Source organism: Bacillus sp. EB V-12 (assembly GCF_056158125.1).
In genome coordinates this window covers 41,926-58,612 of record NZ_JBUXJL010000008.1, presented here as the reverse complement: position 1 = coordinate 58,612, position 16,687 = coordinate 41,926, and the positions used below count along the sequence as shown (strand labels likewise).

Here is a 16,687-nt window from a genome sequence, read left to right as displayed (position 1 = left end):
TGGTACTTATTATTATACACCATGTACTGGAGGCTCATTTTTCATCAAATTAATAGGTACGTGAAATTATATTAACGATTTTCTTAATATATCTATCGTAACTTCAAATATATCAACGATTTTCTCAATATATCTATCATAACTCAAAATATATCAACGGTTTTTCAAATATATCGATTTGCCGACAATTCACGACAAAAAAACAGGAGCTCTCTAGCCCCTGTCTTCTAACACTTTCAATATAGTTTGTTTCAATATTTCTACCCCATCCATAATACAACTATGGTCAAACCTCATATACGGATGGTGTAATCCAGGTTGTAGGTCTGCTCCTAGTCCAAGCATGACAGCTTTTAAATGTGGTCTTTTCACTGTATAGTAATGGAAATCATCGCTTCCTGTCGTATAGAGAGGCCCTGTGCATCTCTCTTCCCCATACACTTCGAGAATACCTTTACGCATAAAGCGCTCTGCTTCTTCGGAAACCTCTGCTCCTGGTGCAAGATCCATCCATTCGTATGAAGTTTTTGATCCCATCGATGCAGCTGATTCTATTACATGCTCAATCTTTTTCTTTAATTCTTCTAATAGTATATTACTCTCTGCTCTTACATCTAAACTGAAATGACCATTTCCCGGAATAATATTTAAATTATCACCACCAGCTTGGCATCTCGTCATTTTTACTGAATAAGAACTTTGCGGTGGCAGCCAAATATTTTTCAAACCGATATTAATCATGGAAATGACATCAATTGCATTCACACCTTGATGTGGTCTTGCCCCGTGTGCATCCTCCCCATGAATCATACCCTCTAAAAATCCTGCTGCTCCATGACGAATAGATGGGGCTGCTTGTTTCAAAGATAGTTCTTCAATTGGTCTTAGATGGACGCCAAATAAGAAATCAGCATCATCTACAGCACCTTTCTCCACCATCTTCAAAGCACCATTCCCCTTCTCTTCTGCTGGCTGAAAAATAAATCTAACCGTACCACTTTTCCATCTCATATTTTTCAATTGTAAAATAAGTCCCATTACAATGGTCATATGAGCATCATGGCCACATGAATGGTTCGCTTTAAATTCTCCATTTACTTCTTGCCAAAGTGCATCCATATCAGCACGAATCGCAATAACTGGATTCCCGCCTCCAATCTCAGCAATTACACCTGGACAATCATCAAATGTTCTATATGAAATTCCTTCTTCTTTTAAAAAGTCAGTAATATACGCTGTCGTTTCATATTCTTTCCAACTTACTTCAGGGTTTTCGTGTAAATGCTGAAAAATCTCCGTTAAGCGCTCTTGTAGTTCTAATGTTTTCAACGTTCCAGTCTCCTTCCCACATTACAAACGATTCGGGTTAATTATACTTATGAAAAACAGATGTTTTTATGAACATATTGAATTTTAAGAAAAAAGTCAATTATTTATTTTTAAATACTTAAAAAGCTTACTCTGCACTTATATTACAAACTAAACAAACAACTAGAACATTCCTTATTTTCTGTTTTTTATGTTGACGCTTACATAAACTTTTAGTTATCATAACCTAATAAACGTCTATTTTACGACAATTCTAAAAATACAAACAAACATACGTAACAAGGAGGAACTTTATGAAAAAAGAAATACCTTTTGGAATAGCGATTATCCCTATTATCATTACCGTTGCAGTTATGATGGTTACAATTGTTGTATTAAAACAAACCCCTCACGTTCCACTTATTATTGGTACAACCGTTGCTTCTATTGTCGCTTGGCGTTACGGTTACAAATGGAATGATCTTGAAGAAGCAATGTATAAAGGGATTCGTCTTGCATTACCTGCTATCGTCATTATTATTCTTGTTGGCTTAACAATTGGTGCTTGGATTGGCGGTGGAATCGTCGCAACGATGATTTATTACGGTTTAAAACTTTTAACTCCATCACTATTTTTAGTTTCCATTACCGTCATTTGTTCTATCGTAGCATTAGCAATTGGTAGCTCTTGGTCTACAATGGGCACAATTGGTGTTGCTGGAATGGGAATTGGCCTAAGTATGGGAATTCCAGCTCCAATGGTTGCTGGTGCCATTATTTCAGGCTCTTATTTTGGCGATAAAATGTCACCGCTTTCAGACACAACTAACTTAGCCGCAGGATTAACAAATACAGATTTATTCGCACACATTCGTCATATGTTATTTACTACAGTTCCAGGTTTAATTATTACTCTTATCGTCTACGCGGTCTTAGGAAGAAGCTTCGGCGCTAACAATATTGATGCGAAGAGCATCGATCAAACGTTACAAGTATTGCAACAAAACTTTGTTATCTCACCTTTCCTACTCATTATACCCGTAGTCGTTATGGTATTGGTCGCTAAAAAGGTCCCTGCTATACCAGCGATTCTCGTCGGTATTATTTTAGGATTTTTATCACAAGTCTTTATTCAAGGTGGTTCTGTCTCAGCATCTGTCGGTGCACTCCAAGCTGGATTTGTTATAGACACTGGAAACAAGCTAGTAGACGAACTATTTAACCGCGGTGGCTTAGATTCGATGATGAATACAGTCTCGATGACAATTGTCGCTATGACTTTCGGAGGAGTATTAGAACATACAGGTATTCTTCGCTCAATTGTAAATCAGATTTTAAAGTTAGCGAAATCAGCAAAAGGGCTTATCGCTTCTACTATCGCATCTTGTTTTGCAACAAACCTTACTTGCTCTGAACAATATATTTCAATTGTTGTCCCTTCAAGAATGTACGCAAATGCATACACAGAAAAAGGACTACATTCAAAAAACTTATCCAGAGCATTAGAAGATGGCGGAACATTAACTTCTGTCTTCGTTCCTTGGAATACGTGCGGTGTATTTATTCTCGCTACACTTGGCGTAGGTGCATTTGAATATGCCCCTTATGCTATTTTGAATTTCATCGTACCTATTATCTCAATCATTTATGGTATAACAGGCTTCACAATTGTAAAACTATCAGACATTGAAAAAGCAGAACTGCTAAAGAAACAAAAAGCTCAACTAGAAGCTTAAAAATAGCGGTAAATTCAGTTCATATAGTGCGCGAGGTCGCCCTTGTTGATAGGGCATTTCCTCGCCGCAAATATGAGCATACCCGTAATCAACTAATTTCTTTAACAACCTTTCTGTCGATCTTCGAGTCACTTGTAAATACTCAGAAAGGTCAGCTGCTGTAAACTTCAATGACGGGTGCGATTGACTAAATTGAATGATTTTTGACAAGTTGGCCGGACTAAGCTTCGTTTCCTTCGCTATTTTCATTAGTTCCGGATTATCATTTTTCAAACTTTGTACTCTCTGTTCTTTCGGGAACGGACCAAACAAATCTTTATCACTTGTTAGTATATAAAAACAACGATCTATTGGATTGTTCTTTGCAAAACTTTGAGCAATTTTTGCATTTTGCTCCGCTTCTTTCACGGTTTTCCCATAACCAAATCCAATAGCTATCGTTCCTTCTATGCTCGCAAACAAGTTATCTATCGCATTTGTTTTAATAATCGATTCGATATCACCACGAGTTGTATACAAAATGCATGTCATTTCATCCACTTGTTTAAATGAACCACGTAGTTCTTTTGAAATGACATCTAGTTTTTCAAGCAAACTCGCTCGTAATTCTAAGGAAGAAATAATACAAGCACCAACAGTAGCTGAATAGCTTTTTGCTAACTCAGCTTTTATTTTTGCATCTTTTAGCCCATGTATAATGGACTGTGTTGGATCAATCATACGCTCTGAAGGAATACCTATTTTTTGAAGCTCGTCGTAAACAGCGTGAATACTAGTTAAAGCTAAATGAGCCTCTCCAGATTGATATTTAGCTACATGAAAATCGATAACTCTATTTATTTCATCTTTACTCCACAGCATATTTTCATAATCCAACACTTGTGGACTTTCTTTTATACCGATATCATGGAACACATTTGTAATAAACGAGCGGTCTACTAAATCGATGGAAATGTTATGTGGTTGAATACTTTGATGATACATGATAGAAAGAATTGAAGATACGACAGTTGTCTCGTCTTGCTGTAAGTATGTACTTGGAATTCGTAATTGTTCTCTTATTTCTTTTGCCATATAATAAGGTAAAGCACCTGAGAAAAAGATGACATCACAAGGCTTTAGACACTTTAATAGTTCAGAAGATTCCGCCGGATGAAGGTAAATATATGGATCAATTTCTATTCCCTCTAATTTTTGAGCAATAGGAAAAAGGTTCTCCATAAACTCCTTTGAACCGACAACTGCAATTTTTATCATCATTTTCTCTAACTCCTTATCATTAATTAACGACTATTTAACGTCAACTATATCAAATGTATAAAACTATTGTAAACAGGAAGGGGTTTCTATTCAATGAAAATTACAGCTATTCATCTTTACGCAATTCGTTTACCGCTTCGCAATCCGTTTGTTATTAGTTATGGCTCTTATTCTGATATGCCCTCTATTATCGTCAAAATGGAAACGGATGAAGGTATTATCGGTTACGGTGAAGGCGTTGCTGATGATCACGTCACAGGTGAATCATGGGAAAGTACTTTCCATACTTTAAAACATACGCTAACCCCTGCTCTAATCGGGCAAAATCCAATGAATATCGAAAAAATACACGACATGATGGACAATACAATTTACGGTGTTCCAACAGCGAAAGCCGCAATTGATATTGCTTGTTTTGATATAATGGGCAAAAAACTAAATCAACCTGTATATCAATTAATTGGCGGGCGCTATCATGAAGAATTCCCTGTCACTCACGTTTTAAGTATTGCCGATCCAGAAAACATGGCTGAAGAAGCTGCTTCTATGATTCAAAAAGGTTACCAATCTTTCAAAATGAAAGTTGGTACAAATGTAAAAGAAGATGTGAAACGTATTGAAGCTGTACGAGAACGTGTAGGAAATGACATCGCTATTCGCGTTGATGTAAACCAAGGCTGGAAAAATAGCGCAAACACATTAACAGCACTACGTTCATTAGGACATTTAAACATTGACTGGATTGAACAACCTGTTATCGCGGACGATATTGATGCCATGGCTCATATTCGTTCTAAAACAGACCTCCCGCTTATGATTGATGAAGGATTAAAAAGTTCTCGTGAAATGCGCCAAATTATTAAATTAGAAGCTGCTGATAAAGTAAATATAAAACTAATGAAATGCGGTGGCATATATCCAGCTGTAAAGCTCGCTCATCAAGCTGAAATGGCCGGCATTGAATGCCAAGTAGGATCAATGGTCGAATCATCTGTTGCCTCTTCCGCAGGATTCCATGTCGCCTTCTCAAAGAAAATCATTACGAGCGTAGAGCTAACAGGACCATTAAAATTCACAAAAGACATTGGAAACTTACATTACGATGTACCATTCATTCGCTTAAACGAAAAGCCGGGACTCGGCATTGAAATAAACGAAGATACATTACAAGAACTAACCGTCTTTCAAGACGTTGTACGCTAAAGGAGGACTATCATATGACGGTTCTATACGAAGGAACATTAAAACAAAATAACGAATCATTTCACGTTACATTACTATCACTAGAGCACATCAAACAAATTTTATCACTACAAAACATCGTAGTTGAAGCACTAGAAGATAAAAGTCGTTTACAACCACTCTCACAAGAAGAATTTCAATACATTCTAGAAGGAAACGGCATGATGATTGGTGCTTTTATCGAAAACGAACTCATCGCATTTCGCGCTCTACTCGTCCCTCCTATCGATGATGAACATTTAGGGCTCGATATTGGTTTGCCAGAAAGTGAGCTACACCGCGTCATCTATCAAGAAATCTCAAACGTTCATCCGAACTGCCGAGGAAATGGGATGCAAAAAATATTAGCAAACGTCATCATGGACGAATTGCAAAAAGAAGACAGCAAATATGATTATGTATGCTGCACCGTTGCTCCTTTTAACATCCCGAGTTTGAAGGATAAGTTTGCGCAAGGGATGGAGATTGCTGCGCTAAAGGAGAAGTATGGTGGTAGTCTGCGGTATGTTTTTATGAAGAAATTGCGCGGAGATAAAGAAAGCGATTGGACGGATATTCAAAGTATTCTAATGAGTGATGCTAGTGGACAGCAGGCTTTGCTTTCGGAAGGGTATCGTGGGTATGAGATGGAGAAAGTGGATGGGGATTTTGTTGTGAAGTTTGGGCGATAATCTATATGGTCGAAAAGAGGAGATGTCTGCTGTGACCTCTTCTCTTTTCGATTTGTTGAACAATCCTGTGGTAAATGAAATTATATCAACGATTTTTCGAATATATCTATCATAACTTACAATATATCAACGATTTTTAAAATATATCTATCAAAACTCACAATATATCAACGATTTTTAAAATATATCTATCAAAACTCACAATATATCAACGATTTTTAAAATATATCTATCAAAACTCACAATATATCAACGATTCGACAAGAAATATCGATTTACAGACAAAAATCGATATCCCTTCCTAAACCGTCATCTTCCAACTAGATAACGCTAACCAATTCTCCATTTCTTTATAATCAGGCATTATCTTCCCGACAAGACGCCAAAAAGATCGATCATGATTTAAATGAACCATATGACACATTTCATGAACAACTACATAGTCAATTACTCGCTGTGGTGCCATCGCTAGCTTCCAATTGAATGTTAGTTGTAAATTCGAATCGCAAGTACCCCAAGTACGACTACTATCTGTAATACGAATAGAACGTGGTTTTGTTTTGAAATTACTTTGATGCGCTTTAATACTCTTCTCTACTAAAGATTTACACTGCTTATAGTAAAATCGTTTTAAAGCTTGTTGTATTTTCTCATCCTTAAGCTCTTTTACATAAATATGTAACTTATCCCCTTCAAAAATCGCATTGTCTTGCTCAATGCTTGCATCTTGGGAAATCTGTATCGGATACGTATTCCCTAAATACAAAAAGCCCTCTCCTTGATCATAATCCTTTTCCTGTGGTCCACGCGCTCGCTCCGCCATTTCCTTACGTGTTGTCTGAATCCAATCCCACTTCTCCTCTAGCAACTGGACTAAGTATTCAACAGGTGTTCCTTTCGGAGCCTGCACTTCCACATTTCCATACGAATCCACAAAAAGACGCACGGACTTTTTCTTCTTATAAGTTATATGAAAATTAATTGTCTCACCTAAATATGTATGTACCATTTCATCACCTAGCATAGTATTTTTACAAATAAAAAAGAGTAGGATACGAACGTCCTACTCTACCTATTATATCATTTACTGCTTTAACGAACTCATTATCCTCTATACTTTACACCTAATCCCTTAATGAAATTCCTTGCGTATCTATCGCCACACTCTTTGTAATTTTTATGGCCTTTCTTTCTTAATAGAGCGCCTAACTCTCCTTTTGTTACCGTAACGCCTACGCTATCTAATATATCAAGTACATCCTCACTCGTTAAAGATAGTGCGATTTTCATTTTCTTTAGAAGAAGGTTATTGGCACTCTCCTTGCTCTGTACAGGTGCTGGTTGTCCTGGTTTCGGATCTTGCTTTCCTCTTTTTAAAGTAATAAATCCATTGAAAAATGCCTCTAACATCATCATATCGCATGTTTTTACGTACTCATCTTCAGCTACCTCATCATTTTCAGCTTCATGCTGAGGAGCTCTCTTTATTTTTGTAAGCATATCAACTACGTCTTCTTTCGTTACTTCCATCCCGCCAAGTTTAAAGATTTCTACCATATCTATATCTTTTATATCTAAAGCGTATCGTACTCTTTTTAATATATCGTTGTTGCTCATTGCCATTGGGTTTCCTCCTGAAATGTTGATTATTTATTCAGCGGTTAAAGTTTATGCTATAACCTGCTTTAAATTATCATGTTTAATCTAACCTTTTAGTTATTGTCCGCTAAATTAATACTTTAACATTTTAAAGATATGTTTTATAGTCTTACCCGAACTTTTCTCTATCATTGTATCTACAGAGCTCTTACATGTTTTTTATATGCCTATAAAAAGATTTCTCTCTTAACATTAACTAAAAGAAAAAAACAGTGCTTTGATTTCTCAAATACACTGTTCTTTTCCAGCTCTGCACTTATTTTCAACTCACTCATGTCATGCACTACATATGAAATGATTTAACTGCTTAAAAGTTAAACCGTCTCACTATCCTGAGCCTCACCAACACTATCCTCAAACCTATCCAACAAAGCACGCACCTCATCCGTCGATTTCGTACTCATCAATTGATTTCTCAATTCAGCAGCTCCAGGGAAGCCTTTTACATAAATTTTGAAGAAGCGGTGAAGCCCTGTGATTGAGCGTGGCAGTACTTCTGCATATTGATCTTGAAGATCAAGTTGTAGTCTTAAAAGATCTAGGTGCTCTTTACTGCTATGCTCTCTTGGCTCTTTTTCAAAAGCAAATGGATTTTTGAAGATGCCTCGTCCGATCATTACGCCATCAATGCCGTATTTTTCAGCAAGTTCCAGCCCCATTTTACGATCAAGGATGTCTCCATTGATTGTTATTAACGTATTTGGTGCGATACGGTCACGTAATTTTTTAATTTCCGGAATTAGTTCCCAATGCGCATCTACTTGGCTCATTTCTTCTCTTGTACGTAAGTGAATAGAAAGGTTTGCAATATCTTGTTTGAAAATGTGCGTTAACCAATCTTCCCACTCGCTTAACTCTTTAAAGCCAAGTCGTGTTTTTACGCTGACAGGTAGTCCGCCCGCTTTTGCTGCTTGGATAAGTTCTGCCGCAACGTCTGGACGTAGAATAAGGCCACTACCTTTTCCTCTTGATGCAACGTTCGGTACTGGGCAACCCATGTTAATATCGATGCCTTTAAATCCTAGTTCTGCCATACCAATACTCATTTGACGGAAGTATTCGGGATTGTCTCCCCAAATATGTGCCACCATCGGCTGTTCGTCCTCTGTAAAAATTAAACGGCCACGTACACTTTTCATACCTTCTGGATGACAATAGCTATCCGAGTTTGTAAACTCTGTGAAGAATACGTCCGGACGACCTGCTTCACTTACTACGTGACGGAAAACAACGTCTGTCACATCTTCCATTGGTGCAAGTACGAAAAATGGTCGTGGTAATTCACGCCAAAAATTATCTATCATTTCAAATTCAAATCCTCTCACTATGAATACAATTTCAAAATCTCAATTTATAATTTGTGAAAATCAGCAATATTTATTTTAACTAAAATCGCTTATGAATGGTATTTTTGTAAACCAAAAAGCAGGTGGTATAGATTTCCCCTATATCAACTGCTTTCCTATTATACCAACTTAAGCCAAGCCACACACTCTACGTGAGTCGTATGCGGGAACATATCAACAGGTTGTACTTCCTGTGTTTTATATCCGCCTTCTTCTAGTACTTTTAAATCACGTGCTAATGTTGCTGGGTTACACGATACGTATACGACGCGGTTTGGCTTCATGTCGATGATTGTATTTAGTAATGCTTCGTCACAGCCTTTACGCGGTGGGTCTACGACCATTGTGTCGGCGATTACGCCTTCTTTGTACCATTTTGGAATGACTACTTCTGCTTCTCCTACGCCAAATTCAGCGTTTGTCATGTTGTTTAGTGCTGCGTTTCGGTTTGCATCTTCGATTGCTTCTGGGACGATTTCAACGCCGTACACTTTTTTCGCTTTTTGCGCTAGGAATAACGAGATTGATCCGATTCCGCAATAGGCATCGATTACTGTTTCGTTACCATTTAATTTTGCGTATTCTAACGTTTTATCGTAAAGCACTTTCGTTTGCTCTGGGTTTACTTGATAGAATGAACGTGCTGAAATCGCAAATTTAATGTCACCGATAAAGTCATAAATGTATTCTGATCCGTACAGTACTGTCGTTTTGTCTCCGAAAATTACATTCGTACGCTTCGTATTTACGTTTTGAACAATTGATTTTACTTCTGGGAATTTCGCTGCAATTTCTTCAATAATTGCTTTTTTGTTCGGCAATTCTGCTGTACGCGTAATGAAGACAAGCATAATTTCCCCTGTTACTTGTCCGTAACGAGCCATTACGTGACGAAGTGTTCCTTTGTTACGCTCTTCGTTGTACGCAGTGATACCGTGCTTTTCACAAATACGTTTTACTTCTTGGATTAATGTATCGTTTTCTTCTGCCTGAATTAAGCATGATTCCATATTAATGATGTCATGCGTTCCTTGGCGATAAAAACCAGCTACAAGTCCGCCTTCACGTTCTCCGATTGGTACTTGTGCTTTATTACGGTATACCCACGGATTCTTCATGCCAAGTACAGGATGAACAGGAACATCAGCTAGTCCTCCGATACGCTGCATAACGTCACGTACTTGTTTTTCTTTCGCTTGTAATTGTCCTTCATAAGTTAAGTGCTGAAGCTGACAACCGCCGCACTGATTATATACTGGGCATTCAGCATCTTTACGATATGGACTTTCTGTATGAAGCTTCATTAAACGACCAAATGCGAAGTTTTTCTTCACTTTAATAATTTTAATTTGCGCTTCTTCACCTGGTAATCCGTTTTTAACGAAAATAGGATAGCCCTTTACTTTCGCAACACCGGCACCATCATGTGTTAAATCTTCAAATACTACATCTATAAACTCGTTTTTCTCAACTGGTGGCGTCATTTTAGTACTCATTTTCCGACCTCTCTTTTTCATAACACTGCGTTACATTTTATCATACTTATATGGTCTTTTTCTATTGGAAGAAAAAAAGCTATTGACGATACTTCTCTGTTAATGTTACGCTACTACTAATTTAATACGGACGATGTTACCTCATATATACTTGATAATATGGATCGAGAGTTTCTACCCGGCAACCTTAAATTGCTGGACTATGGGGAAAACTAATGAATATTAGCCTATGCGCAAAAAAGGACTCATATTGATTAGCTTTCTCTCATAGATGAAAGTGAATCCATATGGGTCTTTTTTTATTTTTATTTTTCTAAAAGGTCAGACATCTTACGTATGACATAAAACCTCATTCCTTTATTTTTAGTAATATAACGAGCGTTTTATGTACAAACTTTATACGAACTTCTGAAAGGGGCAACTACATGCAATATGTAATGAGCATTATCGGTATTCTTGCCGTGTTAGGTTTATGTTTTGCTTTGTCAAACAACAAAAGTAAAATCAACTTCCGTGCAATTGCAATTATGATTGGTTTCCAAATTTTAATCGGTTGGTTTATGTTTGCTACAAAGATTGGTCAACAAATCATTATTTTCATTAGTAAAGTTTTCAACAAACTAATTAAACTTGGTACGACAGGTGTCGATTTTCTCTTTAATGGAATTCACAGAGATTTTGTCTTTTTCTTAAACGTATTATTAATTATCGTATTTTTCTCAGCACTACTTTCAATCTTTAGTTATTTAGGTGTTTTACCATTCATCGTTCGCGTTGTCGGCGGTGCTATTTCAAAAATTACTGGTTTACCACGTGTTGAGTCATTCCACGCAGTAAACTCTGTATTCTTCGGTTCAAGTGAAGCGTTAATCGTTATTAAAAACGATTTACAGCATTTCAATAAAAACCGTATGTTTATCATTTGTTGTTCTGCGATGAGCTCCGTTTCTGCTTCTGTTACAGCATCATACGTAATGATGTTAGATGCAAAATACGTACTGGCAGCTCTTCCGCTAAACTTATTCTCAAGCTTAATCGTTTGTTCGTTATTAACACCAGTTGATACGAAGAAAGAAGATGAAGTGATTCAGAAATTTGATAGAACTCTATTCGGAGACAGCTTTATCGGCGCAATGATTAACGGTGCGCTTGATGGTTTAAAAGTAGCTGGTATCGTTGCCGCATTAATGATCGCCTTTATCGGTGTGATGGAAGTTGTAAACTACGTAATTAGTGCAGCTTCAGGCGCAATGGGACATGCTGTTACTTTACAACAAATCTTCGGTTACGTACTTTCTCCATTCGCATTCTTAATGGGTATTCCAACTCAAGATATTATCCCAGCTGGTGGTATTATGGGTACGAAGATTGTTTTAAACGAGTTTGTAGCAATCCTTGATTTAAAAGACACAGCTACAACATTAGCTCCACGTACAGTTGGAATCGTTACAGTATTCTTAATTAGCTTCGCAAGTATTAGCCAAATTGGTGCAATCGTTGGTACAATCCGTGCCCTTTCTGAAAAGCAAGGAAGCGTTGTTTCTAAATTTGGTTGGAAAATGCTATTTGCATCAACACTTGCTTCTATTTTATCTGCGACAATCGCTGGATTGTTTATTTAATAAAAAATCACCTTACTTTAACGAGTAAGGTGATTTTTTTGATTCTTTATGAAACCGAGTGAAATTCAACTGCTTCTTCTGTATTGATAATCCTATCTTTATATATACCTTTTATTGAAATGTAAATGATAGATTTGTTTATGTTTTTTAACTTTCCTAATGAAAAATGATAAAGTAATCCATCGCTTTTTAAAGTCCACATCTTCCCACTCCATGGACCAGTAGCTTTTTGTTCATCCGACGCCTTTATTTCACCTTCATATTCGCATTCTCCTAAAGGAGTTTTAATTATATTCTTCTCTGTATCAATTCGAATATTTTTAATTAGCTTCAAATTTTCATCAGAGAGAATTTGAATTTCATGATCTTTCTGTTCAAAAAAGAGTTTTCCGTCTTTGGTATTTACATATTCTGCATTATTCATTTTATCTATCATAAAATCATATTCTTCTTTTGTAATACCTAAGTTTTGATGATAAGGAAACGTTTTTTTCGGTATAATTTCTTCTTCGGCATACTTCAAATACCAATCTAAATTATTTGTAATACTATCGCTCATTTTATTTCCTATTTTCTCTAATTTCTCTTTTATCTCATAAGGAAATTCTAGTGTCATAATATCCGCCGTCACTTCCGCATTCATAAGATGCGATGGAATATACTCTTCCACGCTATTCGCTTTACTCACTTCACTTTGACAACCAACTATAAATAGCGATATGAAAAAGATATATATTATTTTTTTATATTTCATTTCTATTCTCCACTCCATACATTATTCTTACTTAGTTTTATAGCGGTTTTTATTATAGTATAAAATCTTTATATTTTAATTAAATACATATCCTTATGCAAAATTGCATATTAATATGTCTTCTTCTTACTTTAAAATTAGCTTAAATAACTTTCCAAATTATACAAATAACAAGTGTTAAATGTTATAATTTGTAAAAAACATTGGAGGATATTATGAAAGCTCACGCCCTTTTCGATTTCTTACATTTACTAGTCTTAACGCTGAAAAGCTATTATGTATGGGGAATGCCTATCTATGTCTTCATTATTCCTCTTATCTTTGTAGTCGGTTATATTATTATTAATTCTAATAAGAAACAAAAAAATACATCTATTCAAAGTCACTAATCTATTACCTTAATAGCCTCCTAAAAATCATATTCCCCTCATTTTCTTCAAATGATATGATGAACAAGGGTATATCCCCACCACTCTTATAGCGGTGGGGATTTTAATGTCAATATGCAACATACTACACAATAGAAGGTGATTTTTATGAGAAAATACGCAGCAATTGCTTTATGTACGTCTGCCATTCTAGCAGGCTGCAATACTAGCAATGTAAGCCAAGAACCTAAAAAAGAGAAAAAGGTTCAAGAAGTAGCTATACAAAAAGAGACTCTACAAGAACAAGGTAAAATTTCTTATACTCCCATCACACACGAATCTACAAACACAAGTATTCATATTACAGACTTAAAAGATTCTTTAAATGAAGTACAATATAAAATTTGGCGCACAGCTGATGGAAAGGAACGTGCTAAATCTTTTTCTTCTAAAGAAAAGGAGAAACAATTTACAATTCCTTTTGACATAAAAGAATTTGAAGGAAAACGCGGTGAGTTCCAAATTGAAGCAACAGGAATGAAAGAAGATGGGAAAACAATCCCGCTTACGAAATCTACTATTACTTTCGAACAAAAGGTTCCTGTTCTTATGTATCACGCAATCGATGATTATCATGGTCAAGGTATTAAAGACTTATTCGTATCACCAGCTAACTTTGAAGCACAAATGAAACATTTAAAAGACAATGGTTATACGCTTTTAACGTTTGAACGCTGGGGCGATATAAATAAAGTAAATAAGCCGATTTTCGTTACATTTGATGACGGTATGAAAAATAATATGAATGCATTTCGCGTTTTACAAAAGCTAAAAGATGATACTTTTAAACCGGCAGCAACAGAATATATGATTGTTGATAACGTTGATGTAGAAGGAGCATTGTCTACTTCTGAAATAAAAGAAATGGTTGATTCCGGCATTTTCTCGGTGCAATCTCATACTGCAACACATGCAGACTTACCGAAAATTACAAACTATGAGGAAGAGTTAAAAGGTTCAAAAGAAAAACTAGAAAAAATAACAGGTAAGCCTGTTATCGCGATTGCTTATCCATTCGGTCATGTAGATGATAAGGTTGTTACAGAAACGAAGAAGTATTATCAATTTGCGACGACGACAAAGCCTGGGCAATTCATTACGAAGGGTGAACCTGATGAATTGTTAAAGATGAAGCGCGTTCGTATACACCATACAACGACTGTAGAGCAGTTTGCTTCTTCAATTAAGTAAATATAAGGGCTCAATACATTTTGAGCTCTCTTTTTACTTTATATTTATATATATTTTTAGAATTTTCTTGTATTATATATAGTAAGAAATCTTTCAAATTAAAGGAGATTATACATATGTCATTTGAACAAACGTTAGAGAAATATGCTGCTCTTGCAGTTAATGTTGGTGTTAATATTCAACCTGGACAAACTTTATCAATTAGTGCACCTCTTGAAGCTGTACAATTTGTACGCCTCGTTACAGAAAAAGCATATAAATCTGGTGCAAAACACGTATATGTAGATTGGAATGATGAGACGTTAACACGCTTAAAGTTCGATCTAGCTCCTGAAGAAGCTTTCGCTGAATTTCCATCTTGGAAAGCACATGCTCGTGAAGAATTAGCAAAAGAAGGCGCTGCATTTATGTCTATCTATGCAGAAAACCCTGATTTATTAAAAGGTGTAGAAGCATCGCGTATTGCAACAGCTCATAAAGTAGCTGGAGAAGCAATGAAAGTATACCGTGATTACGTACAAGCAGATAAAGTAAGCTGGTGTGTCATTTCTGTTCCTACGAAAGAATGGGCTGCGAAAGTATTCCCTGACGTAGCGCCAGAAGAACAAGAAGCAAAGTTATGGGATGCTATTTTCAAAGCTACTCGTGCTGATTTAGAAAATCCTGTAGAAGCATGGAAAGAACATGATGAAACATTACATACAAAAGTGGATTACTTAAACGAAAAGCATTATAAAGCTCTTCACTATACAGGTCCTGGAACAGATTTAACAATCGAGCTTCCAGAAAAACATGTATGGGCTGGTGCTGGTAGCTTAAATGAAAAGAACGTACCATTTATGGCTAATATTCCAACTGAAGAAGTATTTACAATGCCACTTAAAACAGGTGTAAACGGCCAAGTTTCTAGTACAAAACCGTTAGTATTTGCAGGTAATATTATCGATAATTTCACGTTAACATTTGAAAACGGGCGTATCGTAGACTATAAAGCTGAAGCTGGTGAAGAAGCTTTAAAACATTTAGTAGAAACAGATGAAGGTTCTCACTTCTTAGGAGAAGTAGCTTTAGTACCTCATGACTCACCAATTTCAAACACAAATGTTTTATTCTACAATACACTATTTGACGAAAATGCATCTTGCCACCTTGCAATCGGAAATGCTTATGCATTTAACTTAGTTGGCGGAAAAACAATGTCTAAAGAAGAACTTGCTGAAAACGGCGCAAACGCTAGTATCACACACAACGACTTCATGATTGGGTCAGCTGAGCTTGATATTGACGGTATTACTGCTGATGGCAGACATGAGCCTATCTTCCGTAAAGGTAACTGGGCGTTTTAAATTTATTACCATAAAGAAACACATTGGATAATCCAATGTGTTTCTTTATTTATTTGGTTTCAATTCAAATTTTATCGTTCTATTTTCATGCGTAAACTCCGGTCTATACGTAGCGATATACGTATTTTCTTTCGCTACGTCAAATAGCATGATATCTTGAATTTTTTCATCTGGTGCTAACTTTTTACTAATAAAGCTATCAGGGTTATTATATTCTTTAAATCTTGTACCTTTCTTATCGGTAATCTCAAATTCATAAAATGCAAAAGGTATTTCCTTTTTACTATTATTTTCTACTTTGAAAATAATCCCCAAAATCTCCTCTTTCTTTTTATTCTCATCATAATCCGGATATCCTAATTTAACTGAATCGATAGTTACTTGCAAACCATCTACGTCTACTGTCTCCCCTATTTTATACACTTTATCTTGAACATCTTCTTGTTTACTTTCATTACTATCTTTAGTCTCAGTGCAAGCACTTAAACTAAAAGCTATGCCAAAAATTAAAACAATTTGACTTACCTTTTTTAACATACTCTTTCCTCCACATAAGACAATATTTCATATGTATCATAACAAAACGCTTTACTCTTTCTTGTCATATTTTGTCGTATTAATTGCTAAC

The 16,687-nt window shown here is 36.0% G+C and carries 15 protein-coding genes and 1 riboswitch; of the genes, 7 read left to right on the top strand and 8 right to left on the bottom strand.

All coding sequences use genetic code 11. The annotated features are described in order from the left end of the window. Window positions 1-213: 213 nt before the first annotated feature. The gene (locus ACZDYH_RS22095) at window positions 214-1,329 is read right to left on the bottom strand and encodes a M20 peptidase aminoacylase family protein (protein ID WP_044307360.1); all 1,116 of its coding nucleotides are present in this window, start codon (window positions 1,327-1,329) and stop codon (window positions 214-216) included. A gap of 293 nt (window positions 1,330-1,622) precedes the next feature. Here ACZDYH_RS22095 and nhaC point away from each other — a divergent pair, with 293 nt between their 5' ends. Then, window positions 1,623-3,044 (top strand): Na+/H+ antiporter NhaC, encoded by a 1,422-nt coding sequence (nhaC, locus tag ACZDYH_RS22090; RefSeq protein WP_000711525.1) that lies wholly within the window; start codon window positions 1,623-1,625, stop codon window positions 3,042-3,044. Here nhaC and ACZDYH_RS22085 read toward each other — a convergent pair. After that, window positions 3,033-4,304 (bottom strand): hypothetical protein, encoded by a 1,272-nt coding sequence (locus ACZDYH_RS22085; RefSeq protein WP_044307361.1) that lies wholly within the window; start codon window positions 4,302-4,304, stop codon window positions 3,033-3,035. The two genes, nhaC and ACZDYH_RS22085, sit on opposite strands and share 12 nt — an antisense overlap. Window positions 4,305-4,397: 93 nt before the next feature. On the opposite strand from ACZDYH_RS22085, the gene ACZDYH_RS22080 reads away from it, so the two are divergent. Both ACZDYH_RS22080 and ACZDYH_RS22075 read left to right on the top strand, forming a co-directional pair. Continuing rightward, window positions 4,398-5,507 carry a mandelate racemase/muconate lactonizing enzyme family protein gene (locus tag ACZDYH_RS22080; RefSeq protein WP_000704493.1) on the top strand — a complete coding sequence of 370 codons (1,110 nt, stop codon included), beginning with the start codon at window positions 4,398-4,400 and terminating at the stop codon, window positions 5,505-5,507. 14 nt (window positions 5,508-5,521) lie between these two features. Then, a complete protein-coding gene (locus ACZDYH_RS22075) occupies window positions 5,522-6,217 on the top strand; it encodes an N-acetyltransferase (RefSeq protein ID WP_088362556.1) in 696 nt (231 codons plus the stop codon). A 301-nt stretch (window positions 6,218-6,518) separates the two neighbouring features. Here the strand turns inward: ACZDYH_RS22075 and ACZDYH_RS22070 are convergent, their stop codons facing one another. The 4 genes from ACZDYH_RS22070 to rlmD all read right to left on the bottom strand — a co-directional run bounded on the left by ACZDYH_RS22070 (window position 6,519) and on the right by rlmD (window position 10,718). Then, the gene (locus ACZDYH_RS22070; RefSeq protein ID WP_000233759.1) at window positions 6,519-7,226 is read right to left on the bottom strand and encodes a M48 family metallopeptidase; all 708 of its coding nucleotides are present in this window, start codon (window positions 7,224-7,226) and stop codon (window positions 6,519-6,521) included. 95 nt (window positions 7,227-7,321) lie between these two features. Next, window positions 7,322-7,840, bottom strand: coding sequence for a YehS family protein (locus tag ACZDYH_RS22065; RefSeq protein WP_042874253.1), 519 nt, complete (start codon window positions 7,838-7,840; stop codon window positions 7,322-7,324). 350 nt (window positions 7,841-8,190) lie between these two features. Then, window positions 8,191-9,180 carry a tRNA dihydrouridine synthase gene (locus ACZDYH_RS22060; RefSeq protein WP_088362557.1) on the bottom strand — a complete coding sequence of 330 codons (990 nt, stop codon included), beginning with the start codon at window positions 9,178-9,180 and terminating at the stop codon, window positions 8,191-8,193. A 161-nt stretch (window positions 9,181-9,341) separates the two neighbouring features. After that, window positions 9,342-10,718: a 23S rRNA (uracil(1939)-C(5))-methyltransferase RlmD gene (gene rlmD, locus ACZDYH_RS22055; RefSeq protein WP_000105019.1), complete on the bottom strand. Its 1,377-nt coding sequence runs from the start codon at window positions 10,716-10,718 to the stop codon at window positions 9,342-9,344. A 121-nt stretch (window positions 10,719-10,839) separates the two neighbouring features. Further along, a riboswitch (purine riboswitch) is annotated at window positions 10,840-10,941 on the top strand. A gap of 202 nt (window positions 10,942-11,143) precedes the next feature. Between rlmD and ACZDYH_RS22050 the strand changes: the two genes are divergently transcribed. Then, window positions 11,144-12,340 (top strand): NupC/NupG family nucleoside CNT transporter, encoded by a 1,197-nt coding sequence (locus ACZDYH_RS22050; RefSeq protein WP_001200491.1) that lies wholly within the window; start codon window positions 11,144-11,146, stop codon window positions 12,338-12,340. 46 nt (window positions 12,341-12,386) lie between these two features. Here ACZDYH_RS22050 and ACZDYH_RS22045 read toward each other — a convergent pair whose 3' ends face one another. After that, on the bottom strand, window positions 12,387-13,094 hold the full coding sequence (locus tag ACZDYH_RS22045) for a hypothetical protein (protein ID WP_434713368.1): 708 nt from the start codon (window positions 13,092-13,094) through the stop codon (window positions 12,387-12,389). A 215-nt stretch (window positions 13,095-13,309) separates the two neighbouring features. Here ACZDYH_RS22045 and ACZDYH_RS22040 point away from each other — a divergent pair, with 215 nt between their 5' ends. The 3 genes from ACZDYH_RS22040 (at window position 13,310) to ACZDYH_RS22030 (ending at window position 16,059) form a co-directional block, all read left to right on the top strand. Next, window positions 13,310-13,483, top strand: a complete 174-nt coding sequence (locus ACZDYH_RS22040; RefSeq protein WP_000643595.1) for a hypothetical protein — start codon at window positions 13,310-13,312, stop codon at window positions 13,481-13,483. A 147-nt stretch (window positions 13,484-13,630) separates the two neighbouring features. Further along, window positions 13,631-14,713 (top strand): polysaccharide deacetylase family protein, encoded by a 1,083-nt coding sequence (locus ACZDYH_RS22035; protein ID WP_001233735.1) that lies wholly within the window; start codon window positions 13,631-13,633, stop codon window positions 14,711-14,713. Between the two features lie 116 nt (window positions 14,714-14,829). Then, complete coding sequence (locus ACZDYH_RS22030) at window positions 14,830-16,059, top strand: aminopeptidase (protein ID WP_000007349.1); 1,230 nt, start codon at window positions 14,830-14,832, stop codon at window positions 16,057-16,059. A gap of 45 nt (window positions 16,060-16,104) precedes the next feature. Here the strand turns inward: ACZDYH_RS22030 and ACZDYH_RS22025 are convergent, their stop codons facing one another. Next, entirely contained in the window at window positions 16,105-16,596 is a 492-nt protein-coding gene (locus tag ACZDYH_RS22025; protein ID WP_000915109.1) for a DUF4352 domain-containing protein, read from the bottom strand. Window positions 16,597-16,687 lie beyond the last annotated feature (91 nt).

Excerpts from the sequence above, each read along its gene's own strand:
- nhaC (WP_000711525.1), top strand. The coding sequence starts at position 1,623 with ATGAAAAAAGAAATACCTTTTGGAATAGCGATTATCCCTATTATCATT.
- ACZDYH_RS22085 (WP_044307361.1), bottom strand. The coding sequence starts at position 4,304 with ATGATGATAAAAATTGCAGTTGTCGGTTCAAAGGAGTTTATGGAGAAC.
- ACZDYH_RS22080 (WP_000704493.1), top strand. The coding sequence starts at position 4,398 with ATGAAAATTACAGCTATTCATCTTTACGCAATTCGTTTACCGCTTCGC.
- ACZDYH_RS22075 (WP_088362556.1), top strand. The coding sequence starts at position 5,522 with ATGACGGTTCTATACGAAGGAACATTAAAACAAAATAACGAATCATTT.
- ACZDYH_RS22070 (WP_000233759.1), bottom strand. The coding sequence starts at position 7,226 with ATGGTACATACATATTTAGGTGAGACAATTAATTTTCATATAACTTAT.
- ACZDYH_RS22065 (WP_042874253.1), bottom strand. The coding sequence starts at position 7,840 with ATGGCAATGAGCAACAACGATATATTAAAAAGAGTACGATACGCTTTA.
- ACZDYH_RS22060 (WP_088362557.1), bottom strand. The coding sequence starts at position 9,180 with ATGATAGATAATTTTTGGCGTGAATTACCACGACCATTTTTCGTACTT.
- rlmD (WP_000105019.1), bottom strand. The coding sequence starts at position 10,718 with ATGAGTACTAAAATGACGCCACCAGTTGAGAAAAACGAGTTTATAGAT.
- ACZDYH_RS22050 (WP_001200491.1), top strand. The coding sequence starts at position 11,144 with ATGCAATATGTAATGAGCATTATCGGTATTCTTGCCGTGTTAGGTTTA.
- ACZDYH_RS22045 (WP_434713368.1), bottom strand. The coding sequence starts at position 13,094 with ATGAAATATAAAAAAATAATATATATCTTTTTCATATCGCTATTTATA.
- ACZDYH_RS22040 (WP_000643595.1), top strand. The coding sequence starts at position 13,310 with ATGAAAGCTCACGCCCTTTTCGATTTCTTACATTTACTAGTCTTAACG.
- ACZDYH_RS22035 (WP_001233735.1), top strand. The coding sequence starts at position 13,631 with ATGAGAAAATACGCAGCAATTGCTTTATGTACGTCTGCCATTCTAGCA.
- ACZDYH_RS22030 (WP_000007349.1), top strand. The coding sequence starts at position 14,830 with ATGTCATTTGAACAAACGTTAGAGAAATATGCTGCTCTTGCAGTTAAT.
- ACZDYH_RS22025 (WP_000915109.1), bottom strand. The coding sequence starts at position 16,596 with ATGTTAAAAAAGGTAAGTCAAATTGTTTTAATTTTTGGCATAGCTTTT.